The sequence below is a fragment of the Duganella aceris genome (assembly GCF_011090165.1).
In the GTDB taxonomy this organism is placed as follows: domain Bacteria; phylum Pseudomonadota; class Gammaproteobacteria; order Burkholderiales; family Burkholderiaceae_D; genus Rugamonas; species Rugamonas aceris.
In genome coordinates, this window is the sequence record NZ_JAADJT010000008.1 from 1 (window position 1) to 16,697 (window position 16,697).

Below are 16,697 nucleotides of genomic sequence, written 5' to 3' on the forward strand. Positions count from 1 at the left end.
CGGCGCTCTTCGCTTACCGTTACAACCTCGATTGTTTGCTTGTTCCTAGTCATATGCACAGTCCTATTCCTATCCGTAAGAATAGCGCATAGGCCGTGTACGGTGAATCAGGGGGCTATCTCATCCCGTAGCTTCATTATTTCGCTCTTGAGACGTCGTTAGCCCAGATTGGAATCTCGGTCGCAGGCGTACTTTGGAGCAGATGCCGGAGCGAGGAAAGTGTCAATGGCGGATGTAATCCGGCTCTTCAGTTGTTCGCTGCCTTCATCTTGCATATCGTTGTGGCGCGAGCCTTCAATGTGAACCACGCAGCTGCCATATCGGCTCCGCTCTTCCTCGGTTGGCAAAACGCCCGAGTCCGCCGTGGTATCGCTGGCGCGGATCGTGAGGACGTGGGTCTTGGACGAACGGGGAAGCGCGAGCCGCCGGTTATCCAGTGTGATCAAACCGAAAACGCGTTCGGTGTTCTCGGTAGCGAACAAGGCCGAGCTATCGCCCCCGAGCGAGTGACCGACAAGCAGCAACTGCCGCCAATTAAATTGCGGATATCTCACCGAGGTTGCATCGAGCGCGGTCGCGAGAGACTGGGCCCCCAATCGGGCCAGCGCGTGCAGTTGCGTCACGCGATCGGCATCCGGATCCATCATCTTGCCGCCACCGGATTGCTCCAACGCGACGACCATGTAACCCATTGCGGTCAGTCGGGTAGTGATGAAAGAATAGTCGGCGCCCTTGAGTCCATACCCAGGACTGAGGACCGCGACTGGGCAGGGCGCGGCGCTGGTGCAGGTCCTGTCATTGGCTGGAAGGTGAATATCGACCGGGACTGCTGCAATCGCCATAGGCATAGCCAGGAGCAGTGACGACAGGGCGAGCAGGCGGCGCATGGTATCGGTCTGGTGATTGAAAACCTGTTAATTATATTACTGTTGAGACTGGATAATGGTGGCTATAGTGCGTATCTCATCGAGACCTATCACCTCAGCCACTTTGGCCCGGCCAAACCGTACGTTTTCGCCTGTGTTGGTCGCTTCAGATTCCAATATGAGAATGTCGTCAGGTATGCCCAGCCTCACTAATTCCTCTGCTATGACGTCTGCCTCAGATCGAGAAAGGTTCGCCGTTTGACCACCAGACACTAGCAGGTGCCGGAACATACCTTCCTGCCAGAGCTTATATGTCGCCTCGCAGAACCTTTTACGCCATGCCTTACTTTAATGTCTCTCGTTCTTACAGCGAACGGCAGCTACTGGTCTGTTGGCGTCTAAACCAAAGAGCGAACCGAAGGCTTCACGCCCTCTGCTTCGCACCGGAATCGATATAGACTCTGGACAAGGGAATGTTCCCCAACGGGATTGAACAATTCCAAGCGGCGCTTACCATATCGAGCATCAACAACTGCCAAGCCACGAATCACAGGATTTCGATGTTCTAGCATTTCCTCAATGGTTTGACTTAAGCTGCAAAACAGGTCCTTGTTGATTTCTTCCAGCAGCATGACGCCCTTATTTTCCAAGACCGGCCAAGCTTGTTTGTATGCTTCGGCTAACGGTGCACCAGTTGCACGATTGTCGCTTACTACTTGTCCTAGTGTGGACAGGTAAGTCAGCGATCCTGCGCTAAAAATGCGCTCCTTGCCGAAGGTGATCCAGAACTCGCCTTCCTGATCATGCGAATGACGATATCGCGTCTGATTTATTTCGATGCGACTAGCAAGGCTTTCGGCGATACGATCCTTGACATGCTTTTTAAGCTTTGACCATTGCATACATTTCTCAAAATTCTCTTAGTACAAGCGACGGCTTATGGCCGAACTCTGGCAGCGTTATTCAGGATAACATCTCGTCAAAGAGGAAGACTCACTCTTTGTAACGACAGCGCTACCAATGATAGTGGAAGTTGAGACAGACAACGCGCTTAGACTCGCTTGGTCGCGCAGAGTTTTTCAGCGACAGCAGAATCTGCTGGTAAAAATTTAAGGCACGGTTATAATCGACGGGCTGCCGCAAGGCGGCAAACGCTAGGGGTCCTGCAAGTCGCAACGCGATGCGCGGGTGAGAAATACCCTCCGAACCTGATCTGGATAATGCCAGCGAAGGGAAGCTTAGGATAACGCCGCCGCCCATCCATTCCGGGCGCGGTGCCGTCCAACCTCCTTTGCTGGCTCCTGTAGCCACCCAAGGAGCCAAAATGAACGCCAACCCGAAATTCCTGTCCGCCACCGCCACCGTGGACGAGGCAGCGATCAAGCCACTACCCAATTCCCGCAAGGTCTACGTCGAAGGCAGCCGCCCCGATATCCGCGTGCCGATGCGCGAAATCACGCAGTCCGACACGCCGGCGTCGTTCGGCTTCGAAGCCAATCCGCCGATCTACGTCTACGACACCTCCGGCCCATACACCGACCCGGACGCCGAGATCGACATCCGCTCCGGCCTGGCCGCAACGCCGCGCCTGCCGTGGATCCTGGAGCGCGACGACACCGAGGAACTCGACGGCCCGACCTCCGACTACGGCAAGCAACGCCTGGCCGATCCAGCCCTGGCCGAGCTGCGTTTCAACCTGCACCGCAAGCCACGCCGCGCCCGCGCCGGCAAGAACGTCACCCAGATGCACTACGCCCGCCAGGGCATCATCACGCCGGAAATGGAATTCGTCGCGATCCGCGAAAACCTGCGCCGCCAGGAATACCTGGAAAACCTGAAGACCTCCGGCCCGATGGGCCAGCGCCTGGCCGAGCTGATGGGCCGCCAACATCCAGGCCAATCGTTCGGCGCCAGCATCCCCGCCACCATCACGGCCGAATTTGTGCGCGAGGAAATCGCCCGTGGCCGCGCCATCATCCCGGCCAACATCAACCACCCGGAAATCGAACCGATGATCATCGGCCGCAACTTCCTGGTCAAGATCAACGCCAACATCGGCAACTCCGCCGTCACCTCGTCGATCGGCGAAGAGGTCGAGAAGATGACCTGGGCCATCCGCTGGGGCGGCGACAACGTCATGGACCTGTCGACCGGCAAGCATATCCACGAAACCCGCGAATGGATCATCCGCAACAGCCCCGTACCTATCGGCACCGTGCCGATCTACCAGGCGCTGGAAAAGGTCAACGGCAAGGCCGAGGACCTGACCTGGGAAATCTACCGCGACACGCTGATCGAACAGGCGGAGCAGGGCGTCGACTACTTCACCATCCACGCCGGCGTGCTGCTGCGCTACGTGCCGCTGACGGCCAAGCGGCTGACCGGCATCGTCTCGCGCGGCGGCTCGATCATGGCCAAGTGGTGCCTGGCGCATCACAAGGAATCGTTCCTGTACACGCACTTCGAAGAGATCTGCCAGATCATGAAGGCCTACGACGTCTCGTTCTCGCTGGGCGACGGCCTGCGCCCCGGCTCGATCTACGACGCCAACGACGAGGCGCAGCTGGGCGAACTGAAGACCCTCGGCGAACTGACCCAGATCGCCTGGAAGCACGACGTGCAGGTGATGATCGAAGGCCCCGGCCACGTGCCGATGCAGCTCATCAAAGAGAACATGGACCTGCAACTGGAACAATGCCACGAAGCGCCGTTCTACACGCTGGGCCCTTTGACCACCGACATCGCCCCCGGCTACGACCACATCACCTCCGGCATCGGCGCGGCGCAGATCGGCTGGTACGGCACCGCGATGCTGTGCTACGTGACGCCGAAGGAGCACCTCGGCCTGCCGGACAAGAACGACGTCAAGGACGGCATCATCACGTACAAGATCGCCGCCCACGCGGCCGACCTGGCCAAGGGCCATCCCGGCGCGCAGATCCGCGACAACGCACTGTCCAAGGCGCGCTTCGAGTTCCGCTGGGACGACCAGTTCAACATCGGCCTCGATCCCGATAAGGCGCGCGAGTTCCACGACGAGACCCTGCCCAAGGACTCGGCCAAGGTGGCGCATTTCTGTTCGATGTGCGGCCCGCATTTCTGCTCGATGAAGATCACGCAGGAGGTGCGCGAGTACGCGGCGGCCAACGGCATGTCGGACGGCGCGGCGCTGCAGCAGGGCATGCAGGTCAAGGCGGTGGAGTTCATCAAGAACGGCGCCGAGCTGTATCGCAAGCTGTGAGGCCGGCATGATCAGCATCGAATTGAACGGCGCGCCGCACCAGGTGCCGCCGCAGCAAACGCTGGATCAGCTGGTGGACGCGCTGGCGTTGACGGGGCAGGCGCTGGCGCTGGCGGTCAACCGCTCGGTGGTGCCGCGCCAGCAGTGGCCGCAGCGCGTGCTGCAGCCGCAGGACAAGGTCGACATCGTGCGCGCCATCGGCGGCGGTTAAACATATCAGGAGACATTATGAGCAATACGGATTTACTCACCATCGCGGGCAAGAGCTACACATCGCGGCTGCTGGTCGGCAGCGGCAAGTACAAGGACTTGCCGCAAACGCGCGAGGCCACCGATGCCGCCGAGGCGGAGATCATCACGGTGGCGATCCGCCGCGTCAACATCGGCCAGGATCCGAAGGCGCCAAGCCTGCTGGACTTCCTGCCGCCGTCGCAGTACACCATCCTGCCCAACACGGCCGGCTGCTACACCGCCAAGGACGCGGTCTACACCTTGCAGATGGCGCGCGAGCTGTTGAACGGCCATAAGCTGGTCAAGCTGGAGGTGCTGGGCGACGAGAGGACGCTGTTCCCGCACATGCCGGAAACGCTGGTCGCGGCCGAGGCGCTGGTCAAGGATGGCTTCGACGTCATGGTGTATTGCAGCGACGATCCGATCCAGGCCAAGATTTTGGAGGACATCGGTTGCGTCGCGGTGATGCCGCTGGCGTCGCTGATCGGCTCCGGCATGGGCATCCTCAATCCGTGGAACCTGTCGCTGATCATCGAGCAGGCCAGGGTGCCGGTGCTGGTGGATGCCGGCGTCGGCACCGCGTCGGATGCGGCCATCGCGATGGAGCTGGGCTGCGACGGCGTGCTGATGAACACCGCCATCGCCGGCGCGCGCGATCCGGTGCGCATGGCGCGCGCCATGAAGCTGGGCGTGCAAGCCGGCAGGGAGGCATACCTGGCCGGCCGCATCGCCCGCAAGTTCGCCGCCTCGCCATCGTCGCCGATGGCGGGCCGGTTGGCATGACGGCGCCGGCCACAAGCTCGCGTCCCTGCGTGCTGGTGTTCGCCGGGCTGGATCCGTCGGGCGGCGCCGGCATCGTCGCCGATGCGCAGGCGGTGGCGGCGCAGGGCGCGCATGCGCTCACCGTCGCCACCGCGTTGACGGCGCAGGACAACGATCGCGTCTACGGCGTGTGGCCGGTCGATCCCGAGCTGCTGCTGCGGCAGGCGCAGGCGCTGATCGACAAGATGCACATCGGCGCGGTCAAGATCGGCATCACCGGCAGCGCCGCCAACGCGCAGATGATCGCACAGGTGATCGCCGGTTTGCGCCGGCGCCAGCCGGAGCTGCCGGTGGTGCTGGACCCGGTGCTGGCCAGCGGCCACGGCGACCTGCTGTCGCGCGACGACGCGGCGCAAGCCCTGTCGCCGCTGCTACCGCTGACGACCGTGCTGACGCCCAACGGCCCCGAAGCGCTGGCACTCGCCGGCGCTCGGCCGCACGCCGCGCCGTCCGACGCCCAGGCGCAAATCCTGCGCGCGCGCGGCTGCCGCCATGTGCTGATCACCGGCGGCCATGGCGACGGCAACGAGGTGGTCAACCGCTGGTTCGGCCCCGGCGCCGGCCCCGCCTTTGCCGACCCGGCGGCGTCCGGCCAGCGCGTCTGGCGCTGGATGCGGCTGGACGGTGCCTTCCACGGCAGCGGCTGCACGTTGGCGTCCGCCATCGCCGGCCAACTGGCCCTGGGCCTGCCGACCGCCGCCGCGCTTGAGCAGGCGCAGCACTACGTCTACGCCGCCTTGCGCGACGCCTACACCGTCGCGCCGGGACAACGCATCCCGCTGCGCTAACCGTTAGAAAAGGAGCACACCATGCAAGGACTCTACCTGGTCACCCCCAACTGGGACGACACCGCCCGCCTGCTCGACCTGAGCGAACAGGCGCTGGCCGCCGGTCCCGGCATCGCCATGCTGCAATACCGCCACAAGGAAGCCGCGCCGGCGCTGCGCGAGGAACAAGCCGGCGCGCTGCTGGCCTTGTGCCGGCGCTACCGCGTCCCCTTCATCGTCAACGACCACCTCGACCTGTGCGCGCAGCTCGACGCCGACGGCGTCCACGTCGGCGGCACCGGCACCGACGTCGCCGAAGTGCGCGCCCGCCTCGGCCCGGACAAGATCGTCGGCGCCTCCTGCTACGGCGACCTGCAACTGGCGCTGGACGCCCAGGCCGCCGGCGCCAGCTACGTCGCCTTCGGCGGCTTCTACCCGTCGCGGGTGAAAAAATACGCAGTGACTACCAAGTTGGAACTCCTCGACCACGCCCGCGCCGCGATCCGCGTCCCGAGCGTGGCGATCGGCGGCATGACCCCGGACAACGCCGCCCCGCTGGTGGCGCGGGGCGTGGACATGGTGGCCGCGATCAGCAGTGTCTATCAGGCTGAAAGTGTGGCGGCCGCGGTGCGGCGTTTTCAGGCTCTTTTTGCAAAGCAATAAAACGCTTGAAGTGCGGAGGGTTTTCCGCTTTATAATTGGGGCGTTAGTAATAGCCAAAGGTTGCCGCCCCCATGCCCTTAACTTCCAGCCCGAAGCGTCTGATCCTTATCGTCGACGACGATCAACTGCTGCTCGACTTCCTCGGTGAAGTCCTCGGCCACGCCGGTTACGACGTGCTCAAAGCCGCATCGGCGGAACAAGCGCTGCAACTGATCGCGCAGCGCGAGCCCGACCTGGCCCTGCTGGACATCCACATGCCGGGCATGACCGGCCTGGAACTGGCCAAGCAACTGCACGCCACCAGCTCGGTGCCGTTCATGTTCCTGTCCGGCCGCGGCGACGCCGACGCCGGCAAGCAAGCCGCCTCCTATGGCGCGGTCGGCTTCCTGGTCAAACCGGTCGACGAAAAGCACCTGATGCCGGCGTTCGCCGCCGGTCTGGCGCGCGCCGACGAAATCCGCCAGCTGCGCCGCACCGAACTGAATCTGAACGCCGCGCTGGCCGCCGGCCGCGAGACCAGCCTGGCCGTCGGCCTATTGATGTGCAAGTTCCAAACCGACCGCAACACCGCCTTCGAGGTGCTGCGCGACCACGCCCGTTCCAACCGGCGCAAGGTCAACGAAGTGGCCGATCAGCTGCTGGCCGCCGAGGAAACCCTGAACAGTTTGCACACCGCGTTCAGCCAGCGTCTCAAAAAGTAAACGCCGTCGGCAATTTTTCTTGTTCTCCGGCATTTTTGTTATACACTTCTCTCTGTCGGCGGCGGATACACAATATCCGCCGGCCCGATAAAGCGGCGGGGCCTCCAACCTGCACCTGCCGCCTCCCGGCTGCCTTTCCCCTGCGCCACCCCCGATTCCTTCGGCCCAACTCCGCCGAGCTTGTATTTTGTGCGGAGAGCTCCCATGACCAATGATTTCACCACTAGCACCTATCGTCCCTTCAGCGACCAAGAAGGCGGCGCCATCGGATTTTCCATCTTCGCGGCCGCGCCGCGCGTGTTGCACATCGATAGCGACCACGACGCGGCGCTGGTGCTGGCCGCGCTGCTGGTGCCGGAAACCCAGGTGACCCACGTGCCGACCATGGCCGCCGCGCTGGAACTGCTGGAAAAAGAGCAGTTCGCGCTGGTGGTGATGGACCCCGACCTGCCCGATGGCGACGGCGCCGAGCTGCTGCCGCAGCTGCGCACCCAGCAGTCCGAGGCCCGCTTGCTGGTGTATTCGGCGCGTCATCCGGACCAGCACAACGCCGGCAGCGCTTTCCTGCCGAAGCCGTGGACTTCGCCGCGCCAGCTGTGGCGCACCGTGTCCGAGCTGCTGGGCATCGGCCCGACCATGCCGCTGGAACCGCAGTAACCGCGCAGGGCCGACACGCCCACAGATCGTCCCCGGCTTGCTATCATGGCGGATCACCGGAACGGCCCGCCGTTCCGGATTCCCCGAATAACGCAGCCACAGGACGAACAATGAAAACCAAAGCAGCCGTAGCATGGCAGGCGGGCAAGCCGCTGACGATCGAAGAAGTCGAGCTGGGCGGTCCGCGCGAAGGCGAAGTGCTGGTCGAGATCAAGGCCACCGGCATTTGCCACACCGATTACTACACGCTGTCCGGCGCCGATCCGGAAGGCATCTTCCCGGCCATTCTCGGCCATGAAGGCGCGGGCGTCGTGGTCGACGTCGGTCCCGGCGTCAAGACGCTGAAGAAGGACGACCACGTCATTCCGCTGTACACGCCGGAATGCCGGCAGTGCAAATTCTGCCTGTCGCAAAAGACCAACCTGTGCCAGTCGATCCGCTCGACCCAGGGACGCGGCCTGATGCCGGACGCCACCAGCCGCTTCTCCATCGACGGCAAGCCGATCTTCCACTACATGGGCACGTCGACCTTTTCGAACTATATCGTCGTGCCGGAGATCGCGCTGGCCAAGATCCGCGAGGATGCGCCGTTCGACAAGGTTTGCTACATCGGTTGCGGCGTCACCACCGGCGTCGGCGCGGTGCTGTTCACCGCCAAGGTGGAGGCGGGCGCCAACGTGGTCGTGTTCGGCCTGGGCGGTATCGGCCTGAACGTGATTCAGGCGGCCAAGATGGTCGGCGCCGACAAGATCATCGGCGTCGACATCAACCCGGCGCGCCAGGAAATGGCGCGCAAGTTCGGCATGACCCACTTCATCAACCCGAACGAAGTGGAAAACGTGGTCGACACCATCATCCAGCTGACCGACGGCGGCGCCGATTACTCGTTCGAGTGTGTCGGCAACACCACACTGATGCGCCAGGCGCTGGAGTGCTGCCACAAAGGGTGGGGCAAGTCGATCATCATCGGCGTGGCGGCGGCCGGGCAGGAAATCTCCACCCGTCCGTTCCAGCTGGTGACCGGGCGCGAGTGGAAGGGTTCGGCCTTCGGCGGCGCGCGCGGCCGCACCGACGTGCCGAAGATCGTCGACTGGTACATGGAGGGCAAGCTCAACATCGACGACCTGATCACCCATCGCCTGAAGCTGGAAGACATCAACCAGGGCTTCGATCTGATGAAGAGCGGCGAGTCGATCCGCTCCGTGGTCCTTTACTAACGGTCCGTCGCGACGACCTGCGCTTTGGTGCGCCAAAGCTGCAGTTCGTCGCAATCCGCGCGCGTTGCGCGGGGTGTTTGTCTACAGTGGAGTCATCGAAACAAGGCCCACCACTGAAGGAGAAACATCATGAACGTACTGAAAAACATGGAAGTCATCTTCATCGCCAGCGCCGTCATCCTGTGCGCCACCAGCTACGCCAGCGCCGCGGTGCGCGCCACTCCGGCCATCGATGCCGGCTCGGTCAAGATGGCGGTGGTCGACGGTGTCAAGATGCCGGTCGTGACCATCAGCGCCAAGCGCCCGCGTTAAACCATGATCGCCGCCGCCGCATGGATGTAGAAAAAAAGTTCTAGACAACGCAATCTAGATAATTTATTCTACATCCATCGACTGGGAGTGCGGCATGAAACCACCACGCATCAACAACAACACACGGCGGGCGGGCGCTCATGAGTAGCCTGCTATCCGCCCTGGTGCCCGCCATCGGCTGGGCGCTGTTGCACTTCGTCTGGCAAGGTCTGCTGATCGGCTGGGGCGTGACGCTGGCGATGTACCTGCTGCGCGGCGCCCGTCCGCAGACGCGCTACGCCGTCTGCTGCGCCGCCATGCTGCTGTGCGCCGCGCTGCCGCTGAGCGCGATCCTGATGTCGCTGGCCGACACCGGCGGCGGCGCCGCCGCGAGCGCCGCCAACGCCGCCGGAGTTGCCGGCAGCGCCGCCAACGCCGCCAACGCCGCCAGCAATGCCGCCAACGCCAACGCCGCCGTCGGCGCTTCCGCCGCCGGGCAAGGCATCGCCGCCTCGCTGTGGCAAGGCGCGGCCGCGATCATCCCCGTCATGTTCGACGACGACACGCTGGCCGCCGCCGAAAGCGTGCTGCGCCGCCAATTGCCGTGGGTGGTCGGCCTGTGGCTGGCCGGCGCCGCGCTGATGTCGCTGCGGCTGGCGATCGGCCTGAAGTGGGTGGCCGAGCGCACCCGTCCCGACGAATACACGGTCAATCATTACTGGCAGCGCCGTTTGTCCGAACTGGCGCGCCGTTTCGACATCGAGACCCACGTGCGGCTCGGCGTGGCAGACAAGCTGGACAGCCCGATCACCGCCGGCTGCTGGCGCCCGATCGTGCTGGTGCCGACCGCGCTGGTGACCGGCATGCCGCCGGAGCTGCTGGAAGCGCTGCTGGCGCACGAGCTGGCGCACATCAAGCGGAACGACTATCTGGTCAATCTCATACAAAGCGCGATCGAGATCGTGCTGTTCTATCACCCTAGTGTTTGGGCCTTGTCGCGCAGGATACGGATCGAGCGGGAACAAATCGCCGACGACCTCGCAGTCGCCAAGCTGGGCCAGCCGCAAAGGCTGGCGCAAGCCCTGTCGGAACTGGATCGTTTCCAGTTCGCCACCACACAACTAGCCCACGCGGCTCATGGAGGAAATCTCATGTCACGAATCAAACGCCTGCTGCGTCCCGATGTCGAACCGGTGAGCTGGAAGATGGCGATGCCGCTGCTCGGCCTGTTCGCCGCCGGCGCCGTGTTCTACGCCCACGCCGCGCCGCCACCGCCGGCCGTGCCCGAGCCGCCCGAAGCGCCGGCCATGATGGAAGTCGCCGAACCGCCGGCGCCACCGGCCGCACCCGAAGCGGCCGAAATGCGCGCCATGCCCGAACCGCCCGCCGCACCGGCACCCGTTGCACCAGTCGCACCGGCTGCTCCGGCCGCTCCGGCCGCCGCATCCGCAGCCATCGCCCCGGCCGCGCCAGCCGCCCCAGTGGCCGCCGAAGCCGCACCGGCGGCCCCCGCAGCCCCGGCCGCCCCGGCGGTGCCTGCGCTCCCCGCCGTCCCGTCCACCCCGGCCGCTCCCGCGATTGCCGCCGCCCCTGCCATGCCAGCGATATCCCCCGCGCCGACGGTGCGCGTGATCTCGACGGTCAGCGCCACGCCGGCCATTCCCGCCAGCCGCACCATGCGTTTCGAACGCTTGAGCGTGAATCAGCGCGATGCCGGCCTGACCTACGCGCTGGTGCCGCACGACAGCGACCGCATGATCGTCTCCGTCAACCACAAAGACCTGCCGGTGATCGAAGACATGCGCCGCACGCTGAAGAGCGACTTCATCTGGTTCCGCGAAGGCGAAAAGTCCTACGTCATCCGCGACCCGGCGGTGCTGGCCAAGGCCAACGAAGCGTGGGCCGAATCGAACCGCATCAGCGCGGCGATGGACGAGCAGGGCAAGAAAATGGACGTGCACGGCAAAGTGATGGAAGCGATCGGCGCCGAGATGGAAGCCAAAACCCGCGTCACCGACATCGGCCAGAACCGCGAAATCGAGCGCGTGCAGCGCAAGATGGAGGAAGTGGGGCGCCAGCAGGAATCGATCGGCCGCCGCATCGAGCAAGCGGTGCGCGAGATGGAGCGTGACGGTAGTCAAGAGCGCATCGCCAAATTCCGCGAAAAGCAAGAAAAGCTGATGGCCGACATGGAGCCGCTGAAGCAGCAGATGGCGCAATACAGCCGCGAGATGTCGGCGCAGCACGCGCAACTGGCGGCGGCGCAAGGCCCGCTGCGCGAGCTGAGCGCCAGGATGTCCGAAGCCAGCAAGCCGATGGCCGAGCTCAGCAAGCGGATGCAAGAGCTGGGCCGCGAGCAGGGCCGCGCCAGCCGCGAAGCCGAGCGCGCCCTCAAAGAGCTGATCCGCGACTCGGTCAAAAACGGCAAAGCCACCCCGGCCCCGGCCCCCGCCTAAGTCCTAAACTCCGGGGTCAGAGCTAAAAACTGGACACGGGCTCAACCGTAGCGGCCGCTACGGTTGAGCCCGTGTCCAGTTTTTAGCTCTGACCCCGGAGTGCGTATAATCACGGGATGCAAAATCTTCTTCATAATCTCAACGACGAACAACTCGCTGCCGTGACCCTGCCGGCCCAGAGCGCCCTGATTCTCGCCGGCGCCGGCTCCGGCAAAACCCGCGTTCTGACCACCCGCATCGCTTGGCTGATCCAGACCGGCCAGGTGTCGCCGTCCGGCATCCTGGCGGTGACCTTCACCAATAAAGCCGCCAAGGAAATGCTGACGCGTTTGTCGGCGATGTTGCCGATTAATACGCGCGGCATGTGGATCGGTACCTTCCACGGCCTGTGCAATCGCTTGCTGCGCACCCACCATCGCGACGCGGCCCTGCCGCAAACCTTCCAGATCCTCGATTCGCAGGATCAGTTGTCGGCGATTAAGCGCTTGCTGAAGGCGAACAATGTCGATGATGAGAAGTTTCCGCCGAAAGAGGTGATGTACTTCATCAACGGCGCCAAGGACCAGGGCCTGCGCGCCAACAAGATCGAGCCCTACAACGCTGATGAGCGCAAGAAGTGCGAGCTGTACCAGATGTACGACGATCAGTGCCAGCGCGAAGGCGTGGTCGATTTCGCCGAGCTGCTGCTGCGCACCTATGAATTGTTGAGCCGTAACCAGCCGCTGCGCGAACACTACCAGCAACGCTTCCAGCACATCCTGGTCGACGAGTTCCAGGACACCAACGATCTGCAATACAAGTGGCTGAAGCTGCTGGCCGGCCACGGCGAACGCGGCGGCGGCGTGCTGTTCGCGGTCGGCGACGATGACCAGAGCATCTACGCCTTCCGTGGCGCCAACGTCGGCAACATGAGCGCCTTCGAGCGCGAGTTCAACGTCAAGAATCTGATCAAGCTGGAGCAGAACTACCGCTCGCACGGCCACATCCTCGACGCCGCCAACGTGCTGATCGCCAACAACAGCAAGCGCCTGGGCAAGAACCTGCGCACCGACGCCGGCCACGGCGAGCCGGTCCGCATCTTCGAGGCCAGCTCCGACCTGGCCGAGGCGCAGTGGATCATCGAGGAAACCAAGAACCTGATCGCCGACGGCGCCGCCCGCAGCGAGATCGCGGTGCTGTACCGTTCCAACGCGCAATCCCGCGTGATCGAGCATGCGCTGTTCTCGGCCGGCATTCCGTACCACGTCTACGGCGGCCTGCGCTACTTCCAGCGCGCCGAGGTCAAGCATGCGATCGCCTATCTCCAGTTGATGGACAATCCGCACAACGATTCGGCCTTCCTGCGCGTGGTCAATTTCCCGACCCGTGGCATCGGCCTGCGTTCGATCGAGGCCTTGCAGGCGGCCGCCGACCAGCACCGCATCTCGCTGTACGCGGCGGTGCCGTATGTGGCCGGCAAAGCCGGCTCGTCGCTGGGCGGCTTCGTCAAGCTGATCGAGGGTGCGCGTTTCGAGACCCAGCAGATGGCCTTGCCGGAACTGGTGCGCGTGGTGCTGGAATCCAGCGGCCTGCTGACGCATTATCAAACCGAAAAAGAAGGCGCCGACCGCATCGAGAACTTGGAGCAGATGGTCAGCGCGGCCACCCAGTTCGTCTCGGAGGAGGGCTTCGGCCATGGCGCGCCGGCGCATCTGGGACCGCAGTCGCAGGCCCAGTCCGGCGTGCCGATCGTCAACGAGGATGGCTTCGAGATCATCGACGCCGACGCGCCGCTGGCCACCGTGATGTCGCCGCTGTCGGCCTTCCTGTCGCACGCGTCGCTGGAGGCGGGCGACAACCAGGCCACCGTCGGCCAGCAGGCGGTGCAGATGATGACGGTGCACTCGGCCAAGGGGCTGGAGTTCAACAATGTCTTCATCACCGGGCTGGAGGAGGGCTTGTTCCCGCACGAGTCGAGCTCGCGCGAGCATGACGGCGTCGAAGAGGAGCGCCGCCTGATGTACGTGGCGATCACCCGCGCGCGCCAGCGCCTGTACATGTGCTTCGCGCAGACCCGCATGCTGCACGGCCAGACCCGCTACAACATGAAGTCGCGCTTCTTCGATGAGTTGCCGGAGGAGTCGCTGAAGTGGCTGTCGCCGAAGGTGCAGTCGCACTGGTCCGGCAACAAGAAGTCGGCCTGGGACGCGGCGCCGCTGGTCGGCTCGGACAACGCCATCGCGCAGAAGATCGCGCAAAAGTCGCCGGCCGGCGCCGGCTGGCGCATCGGCGAGTCGGTCGAGCACGGCAAGTTCGGCGAGGGCGTGATCGTCAATATCGAGGGCAGCGGCAGCAACGCCCGCGCCCAGATCAACTTCGGCAGCGCCGGCATGAAGGTGCTCGACCTGAGCATCGCCAAGCTGGAGCGGCTGGGCCGCTAACGCTTATTCGGGTTTGCTCAGATCCACCGCCGCCGGCTGCTCCGCCTGCGGCGGTCCGAAGATCTGGCGGTAGCTGGCGTACAGCGTGCAGTGCATCAGCACGATCATCATCAGGAAGATGGTGAAGATGGCCGTCACTTCGATCTGCGGCGAGTCGAACAGCAGCACCGGGATTGCGGTCAACACCTGGAACATCAGGAACAGCAGCACCGCCGTGGTCAGGAAGGCCTTCAGGTCGCGCGTCACCGTGACCACGCTAAAGAACAGCGCCTTGGCCAGCGTCATCTTCTGCCAGTAGATCAGCGGTGCGGCCAGGCAGGTCAGCATCCACCCCACCATGTACACCGCCGACGAGACGAACAGCGCGCTGCGCGAGTTCTCCAGCATGCCCTGGTCCATCGGGATCTGGCGTGTGGCCATCTGCACCAGCACGCCGCCGTCCAGCATGCTCAGCACAGCGACCGACACCATCATCACCAGCAGGTACAGCACGCCCAGCAGCAGCAACGGCTTGCGCACCGGCTTGCGGAAGCCGATGAACACCAGCCCCGGCATGGCGCGCTTGCCCTGGTCGATGTCGGCGCAGGCCTGCAGCAGCGCGACGCTGAACATCGGCGCCATCAGCAGCGGCGCCATGCCGCCGACCAGCGGGATGAACAGGGAAAACAGCGACAGGAACATGCAGCTGAAGAACAGCGCCATCAGCGCGCCCGGCTGCTTGCGGAACACCTCCAGCCCTTGCTTGACCCAGTGCCAGCCGACGCGTGCGGGAATATTGGCCATCAGAACAGCTCCGGCGCCGGCTTGGCGATGCGTTCGCGCAGGATGCGCTCAAAGTGGGTGGGATCGTGCGGCGTCAGCATTTCGGCCTCGCGCGGCAGGTAGAAGTCGTACAGCCGCGACAGCCAGAAGCGCAGCGCGCCGGCGCGCAGCATCGGTTGCCAGGCGGTCTGCTCGGCGGCGGTGAACGGCCGCACCGCGTGGTAGGCGTCCAGCAGCGCGCGCACACGGGCCTCGTCCAGCACGCCGGTGTCGACGTCGATGCACCAGTCGTTGACGGTGACGGCGACGTCGAACAGCCAGGTGTCGCAGCCGGCGAAGTAGAAGTCGAAGAAGCCGGTCAGGCGCTCGCCGTCGAACATCACGTTGTTGCGGAACAGGTCGGCGTGCACCGGGCCGCTTTGCAGCTGCTGGTAGGTGTCGCAACCGGCGAAGGTTTCCTGGAAGTGCATCTCGGCCCGCAGCAAATGCGCCTTGTCGTCGGACAGGAAGGGCAGCACCAGCGGCGTGGTCTGGTTCCACCACGCCAGGCCGCGCAGGTTCGGCTGCTCCAGTTCGTAGTCGACGCCGGCCAGGTGCATGCGCGCCAGCATCGCGCCCACTTCGGCGCAGTGCGCCGGCCGCGGCGACATTTGCGAACTGCCTTCCAGCTTGGTGACGATGGACGCCGGCTTGCCGTGCAGGGCGACGATCAGCTCGCCCTGGTCGTTGGCGACCGGCGCCGGCACCGCCACGCCGCGATCGGCGAGGTGGCGCATCAGGTTGAGGTAAAACGGCAGCTGCTCGAAGGACAGGTTCTCGAAGATCGTCAGCACGAACTCGCCGCGTTCGGTCGTCAGGAAGAAGTTGCTGTTCTCGATGCCGGAACTGATGCCTTTGAGCTCCAGCGCTGATCCGAGGGGGAATTGCTTGATCCACTGGGTGACATCGTCCAGGGTGACCGGGGTAAAGACTGCCATGTGCAAGCTTGAATGGGTTCGGTGGGCCGGCGCCGCCTTCAGTCAGGCGCGCGCCGCAGGTGCCTGCCGGAGCAGGCGCGTTTGGGTTACTTCGCGGTCGGCGGTGGCGGCGTATTGGTGTCCGGCGCGCTGTCCTCGTCCACGGTCTTCTTTTTCTTCTTGCCGAGGTCGAATTCCATCACCGTCCATTGCGGACCGCGGTTGTTACCGCTGGTCATATCGCCCGGCAGCGAGGTGCCCGGCGGCCGGTTCGGCTTCAGGGTGTAGGTGCTGGGACCGCTTTTGACGGTCGCTTCGGTCACATTGCCGCTGTTGTCGCGCTTTTCGGTGATTTTGCTTTCCGGCGCCGGCTTGGCCGTGACGGTGATCGGATCGTCGGCGACTTCCTCGATCCGCTCCAGTTTCGGCGGCGCCTGGCTCGGGGTCGACTGCGCGAACGCGGTATGCGACACCAGCGTCAGCAGGAGGGCGGGCCAGAGGGGGGAAAGACGCGTCATGATGGATCACCTAAGAGGTAAGTAGCCGTGAAATTTTTATGTATGATCCATTGTAACAAACAGACACCCATCGCTGTGTTTAATGGGCTGTTTCCTTAGGGAGAGTGTGGGAATTGTCATTTTGAAAAT

General features: G+C 64.0%; 16 protein-coding genes, 1 pseudogene and 1 riboswitch. Of the genes and pseudogenes, 11 read left to right on the forward strand and 6 right to left on the reverse strand.

All coding sequences use genetic code 11. From position 1 onward, the window contains the following. Positions 1-158 precede the first annotated feature (158 nt). The 3 genes and pseudogenes from GW587_RS17590 to GW587_RS17600 all read right to left on the reverse strand — a co-directional run bounded on the left by GW587_RS17590 (position 159) and on the right by GW587_RS17600 (position 1,768). Entirely contained in the window at positions 159-887 is a 729-nt protein-coding gene (locus GW587_RS17590; RefSeq protein ID WP_166105628.1) for a serine aminopeptidase domain-containing protein, read from the reverse strand. A gap of 36 nt (positions 888-923) precedes the next feature. Next, positions 924-1,175 (reverse strand): annotated as a pseudogene (locus GW587_RS31860) (YdcF family protein); the annotation flags it as partial. Between the two features lie 89 nt (positions 1,176-1,264). Then, positions 1,265-1,768, reverse strand: coding sequence for an SF0329 family protein (locus GW587_RS17600; RefSeq protein WP_166105632.1), 504 nt, complete (start codon positions 1,766-1,768; stop codon positions 1,265-1,267). Between the two features lie 244 nt (positions 1,769-2,012). Beyond that, positions 2,013-2,118, forward strand: a riboswitch (TPP riboswitch). Positions 2,119-2,190: 72 nt separating this feature from the next. On the opposite strand from GW587_RS17600, the gene thiC reads away from it, so the two are divergent. From thiC to GW587_RS17655, 11 genes are all read left to right on the forward strand, one after another. Next, complete coding sequence (thiC, locus tag GW587_RS17605) at positions 2,191-4,107, forward strand: phosphomethylpyrimidine synthase ThiC (RefSeq protein ID WP_166105634.1); 1,917 nt, start codon at positions 2,191-2,193, stop codon at positions 4,105-4,107. 7 nt (positions 4,108-4,114) lie between these two features. Next, positions 4,115-4,318: a sulfur carrier protein ThiS gene (thiS, locus tag GW587_RS17610; protein WP_166105635.1), complete on the forward strand. Its 204-nt coding sequence runs from the start codon at positions 4,115-4,117 to the stop codon at positions 4,316-4,318. A gap of 17 nt (positions 4,319-4,335) precedes the next feature. After that, positions 4,336-5,121: a thiazole synthase gene (locus GW587_RS17615; protein WP_166105637.1), complete on the forward strand. Its 786-nt coding sequence runs from the start codon at positions 4,336-4,338 to the stop codon at positions 5,119-5,121. Further along, complete coding sequence (gene thiD, locus GW587_RS17620) at positions 5,118-5,948, forward strand: bifunctional hydroxymethylpyrimidine kinase/phosphomethylpyrimidine kinase (protein ID WP_166105639.1); 831 nt, start codon at positions 5,118-5,120, stop codon at positions 5,946-5,948. The genes GW587_RS17615 and thiD overlap by 4 nt, the downstream gene beginning before the upstream one ends. Before the next feature lie 21 nt (positions 5,949-5,969). Continuing rightward, the gene (gene thiE, locus GW587_RS17625) at positions 5,970-6,590 is read left to right on the forward strand and encodes a thiamine phosphate synthase (protein ID WP_166105641.1); all 621 of its coding nucleotides are present in this window, start codon (positions 5,970-5,972) and stop codon (positions 6,588-6,590) included. A gap of 71 nt (positions 6,591-6,661) precedes the next feature. Continuing rightward, a complete protein-coding gene (locus GW587_RS17630) occupies positions 6,662-7,291 on the forward strand; it encodes an ANTAR domain-containing response regulator (RefSeq protein WP_166105643.1) in 630 nt (209 codons plus the stop codon). A gap of 204 nt (positions 7,292-7,495) precedes the next feature. After that, positions 7,496-7,948, forward strand: coding sequence for a response regulator (locus GW587_RS17635; protein ID WP_166105644.1), 453 nt, complete (start codon positions 7,496-7,498; stop codon positions 7,946-7,948). A 110-nt stretch (positions 7,949-8,058) separates the two neighbouring features. Next, on the forward strand, positions 8,059-9,165 hold the full coding sequence (locus GW587_RS17640) for an S-(hydroxymethyl)glutathione dehydrogenase/class III alcohol dehydrogenase (RefSeq protein ID WP_166105646.1): 1,107 nt from the start codon (positions 8,059-8,061) through the stop codon (positions 9,163-9,165). Positions 9,166-9,294: 129 nt separating this feature from the next. Continuing rightward, positions 9,295-9,477 carry a hypothetical protein gene (locus tag GW587_RS17645; protein ID WP_166105648.1) on the forward strand — a complete coding sequence of 61 codons (183 nt, stop codon included), beginning with the start codon at positions 9,295-9,297 and terminating at the stop codon, positions 9,475-9,477. A gap of 140 nt (positions 9,478-9,617) precedes the next feature. Then, on the forward strand, positions 9,618-11,912 hold the full coding sequence (locus GW587_RS17650) for a M56 family metallopeptidase (RefSeq protein ID WP_166105650.1): 2,295 nt from the start codon (positions 9,618-9,620) through the stop codon (positions 11,910-11,912). 116 nt (positions 11,913-12,028) lie between these two features. Beyond that, complete coding sequence (locus GW587_RS17655) at positions 12,029-14,332, forward strand: UvrD-helicase domain-containing protein (RefSeq protein ID WP_166105652.1); 2,304 nt, start codon at positions 12,029-12,031, stop codon at positions 14,330-14,332. Positions 14,333-14,335: 3 nt separating this feature from the next. Here the strand turns inward: GW587_RS17655 and GW587_RS17660 are convergent, their stop codons facing one another. The 3 genes from GW587_RS17660 to GW587_RS17670 form a co-directional block, all read right to left on the reverse strand. Beyond that, the gene (locus tag GW587_RS17660; RefSeq protein WP_166105654.1) at positions 14,336-15,115 is read right to left on the reverse strand and encodes a BPSS1780 family membrane protein; all 780 of its coding nucleotides are present in this window, start codon (positions 15,113-15,115) and stop codon (positions 14,336-14,338) included. Next, positions 15,115-16,071, reverse strand: a complete 957-nt coding sequence (locus tag GW587_RS17665; RefSeq protein WP_166105656.1) for a homoserine kinase — start codon at positions 16,069-16,071, stop codon at positions 15,115-15,117. Before GW587_RS17665 ends, GW587_RS17660 begins: the two co-directional genes overlap by 1 nt. 86 nt (positions 16,072-16,157) lie before the next feature. Beyond that, the gene (locus tag GW587_RS17670; RefSeq protein WP_166105657.1) at positions 16,158-16,568 is read right to left on the reverse strand and encodes a hypothetical protein; all 411 of its coding nucleotides are present in this window, start codon (positions 16,566-16,568) and stop codon (positions 16,158-16,160) included. Positions 16,569-16,697: the final 129 nt, after the last annotated feature.

What these genes read in the sequence shown, in the direction of transcription:
- thiS (WP_166105635.1), top strand. Translation starts at nt 4,115, where the DNA reads ATGATCAGCATCGAATTGAACGGCGCGCCGCACCAGGTGCCGCCGCAG.
- GW587_RS17660 (WP_166105654.1), bottom strand. Translation starts at nt 15,115, where the DNA reads ATGGCCAATATTCCCGCACGCGTCGGCTGGCACTGGGTCAAGCAAGGG.
- GW587_RS17615 (WP_166105637.1), top strand. Translation starts at nt 4,336, where the DNA reads ATGAGCAATACGGATTTACTCACCATCGCGGGCAAGAGCTACACATCG.
- GW587_RS17670 (WP_166105657.1), bottom strand. Translation starts at nt 16,568, where the DNA reads ATGACGCGTCTTTCCCCCCTCTGGCCCGCCCTCCTGCTGACGCTGGTG.
- GW587_RS17645 (WP_166105648.1), top strand. Translation starts at nt 9,295, where the DNA reads ATGAACGTACTGAAAAACATGGAAGTCATCTTCATCGCCAGCGCCGTC.
- GW587_RS17590 (WP_166105628.1), bottom strand. Translation starts at nt 887, where the DNA reads ATGCGCCGCCTGCTCGCCCTGTCGTCACTGCTCCTGGCTATGCCTATG.
- GW587_RS17600 (WP_166105632.1), bottom strand. Translation starts at nt 1,768, where the DNA reads ATGCAATGGTCAAAGCTTAAAAAGCATGTCAAGGATCGTATCGCCGAA.
- GW587_RS17665 (WP_166105656.1), bottom strand. Translation starts at nt 16,071, where the DNA reads ATGGCAGTCTTTACCCCGGTCACCCTGGACGATGTCACCCAGTGGATC.
- thiD (WP_166105639.1), top strand. Translation starts at nt 5,118, where the DNA reads ATGACGGCGCCGGCCACAAGCTCGCGTCCCTGCGTGCTGGTGTTCGCC.
- GW587_RS17640 (WP_166105646.1), top strand. Translation starts at nt 8,059, where the DNA reads ATGAAAACCAAAGCAGCCGTAGCATGGCAGGCGGGCAAGCCGCTGACG.
- GW587_RS17630 (WP_166105643.1), top strand. Translation starts at nt 6,662, where the DNA reads ATGCCCTTAACTTCCAGCCCGAAGCGTCTGATCCTTATCGTCGACGAC.
- GW587_RS17635 (WP_166105644.1), top strand. Translation starts at nt 7,496, where the DNA reads ATGACCAATGATTTCACCACTAGCACCTATCGTCCCTTCAGCGACCAA.
- thiC (WP_166105634.1), top strand. Translation starts at nt 2,191, where the DNA reads ATGAACGCCAACCCGAAATTCCTGTCCGCCACCGCCACCGTGGACGAG.
- GW587_RS17650 (WP_166105650.1), top strand. Translation starts at nt 9,618, where the DNA reads ATGAGTAGCCTGCTATCCGCCCTGGTGCCCGCCATCGGCTGGGCGCTG.
- GW587_RS17655 (WP_166105652.1), top strand. Translation starts at nt 12,029, where the DNA reads ATGCAAAATCTTCTTCATAATCTCAACGACGAACAACTCGCTGCCGTG.
- thiE (WP_166105641.1), top strand. Translation starts at nt 5,970, where the DNA reads ATGCAAGGACTCTACCTGGTCACCCCCAACTGGGACGACACCGCCCGC.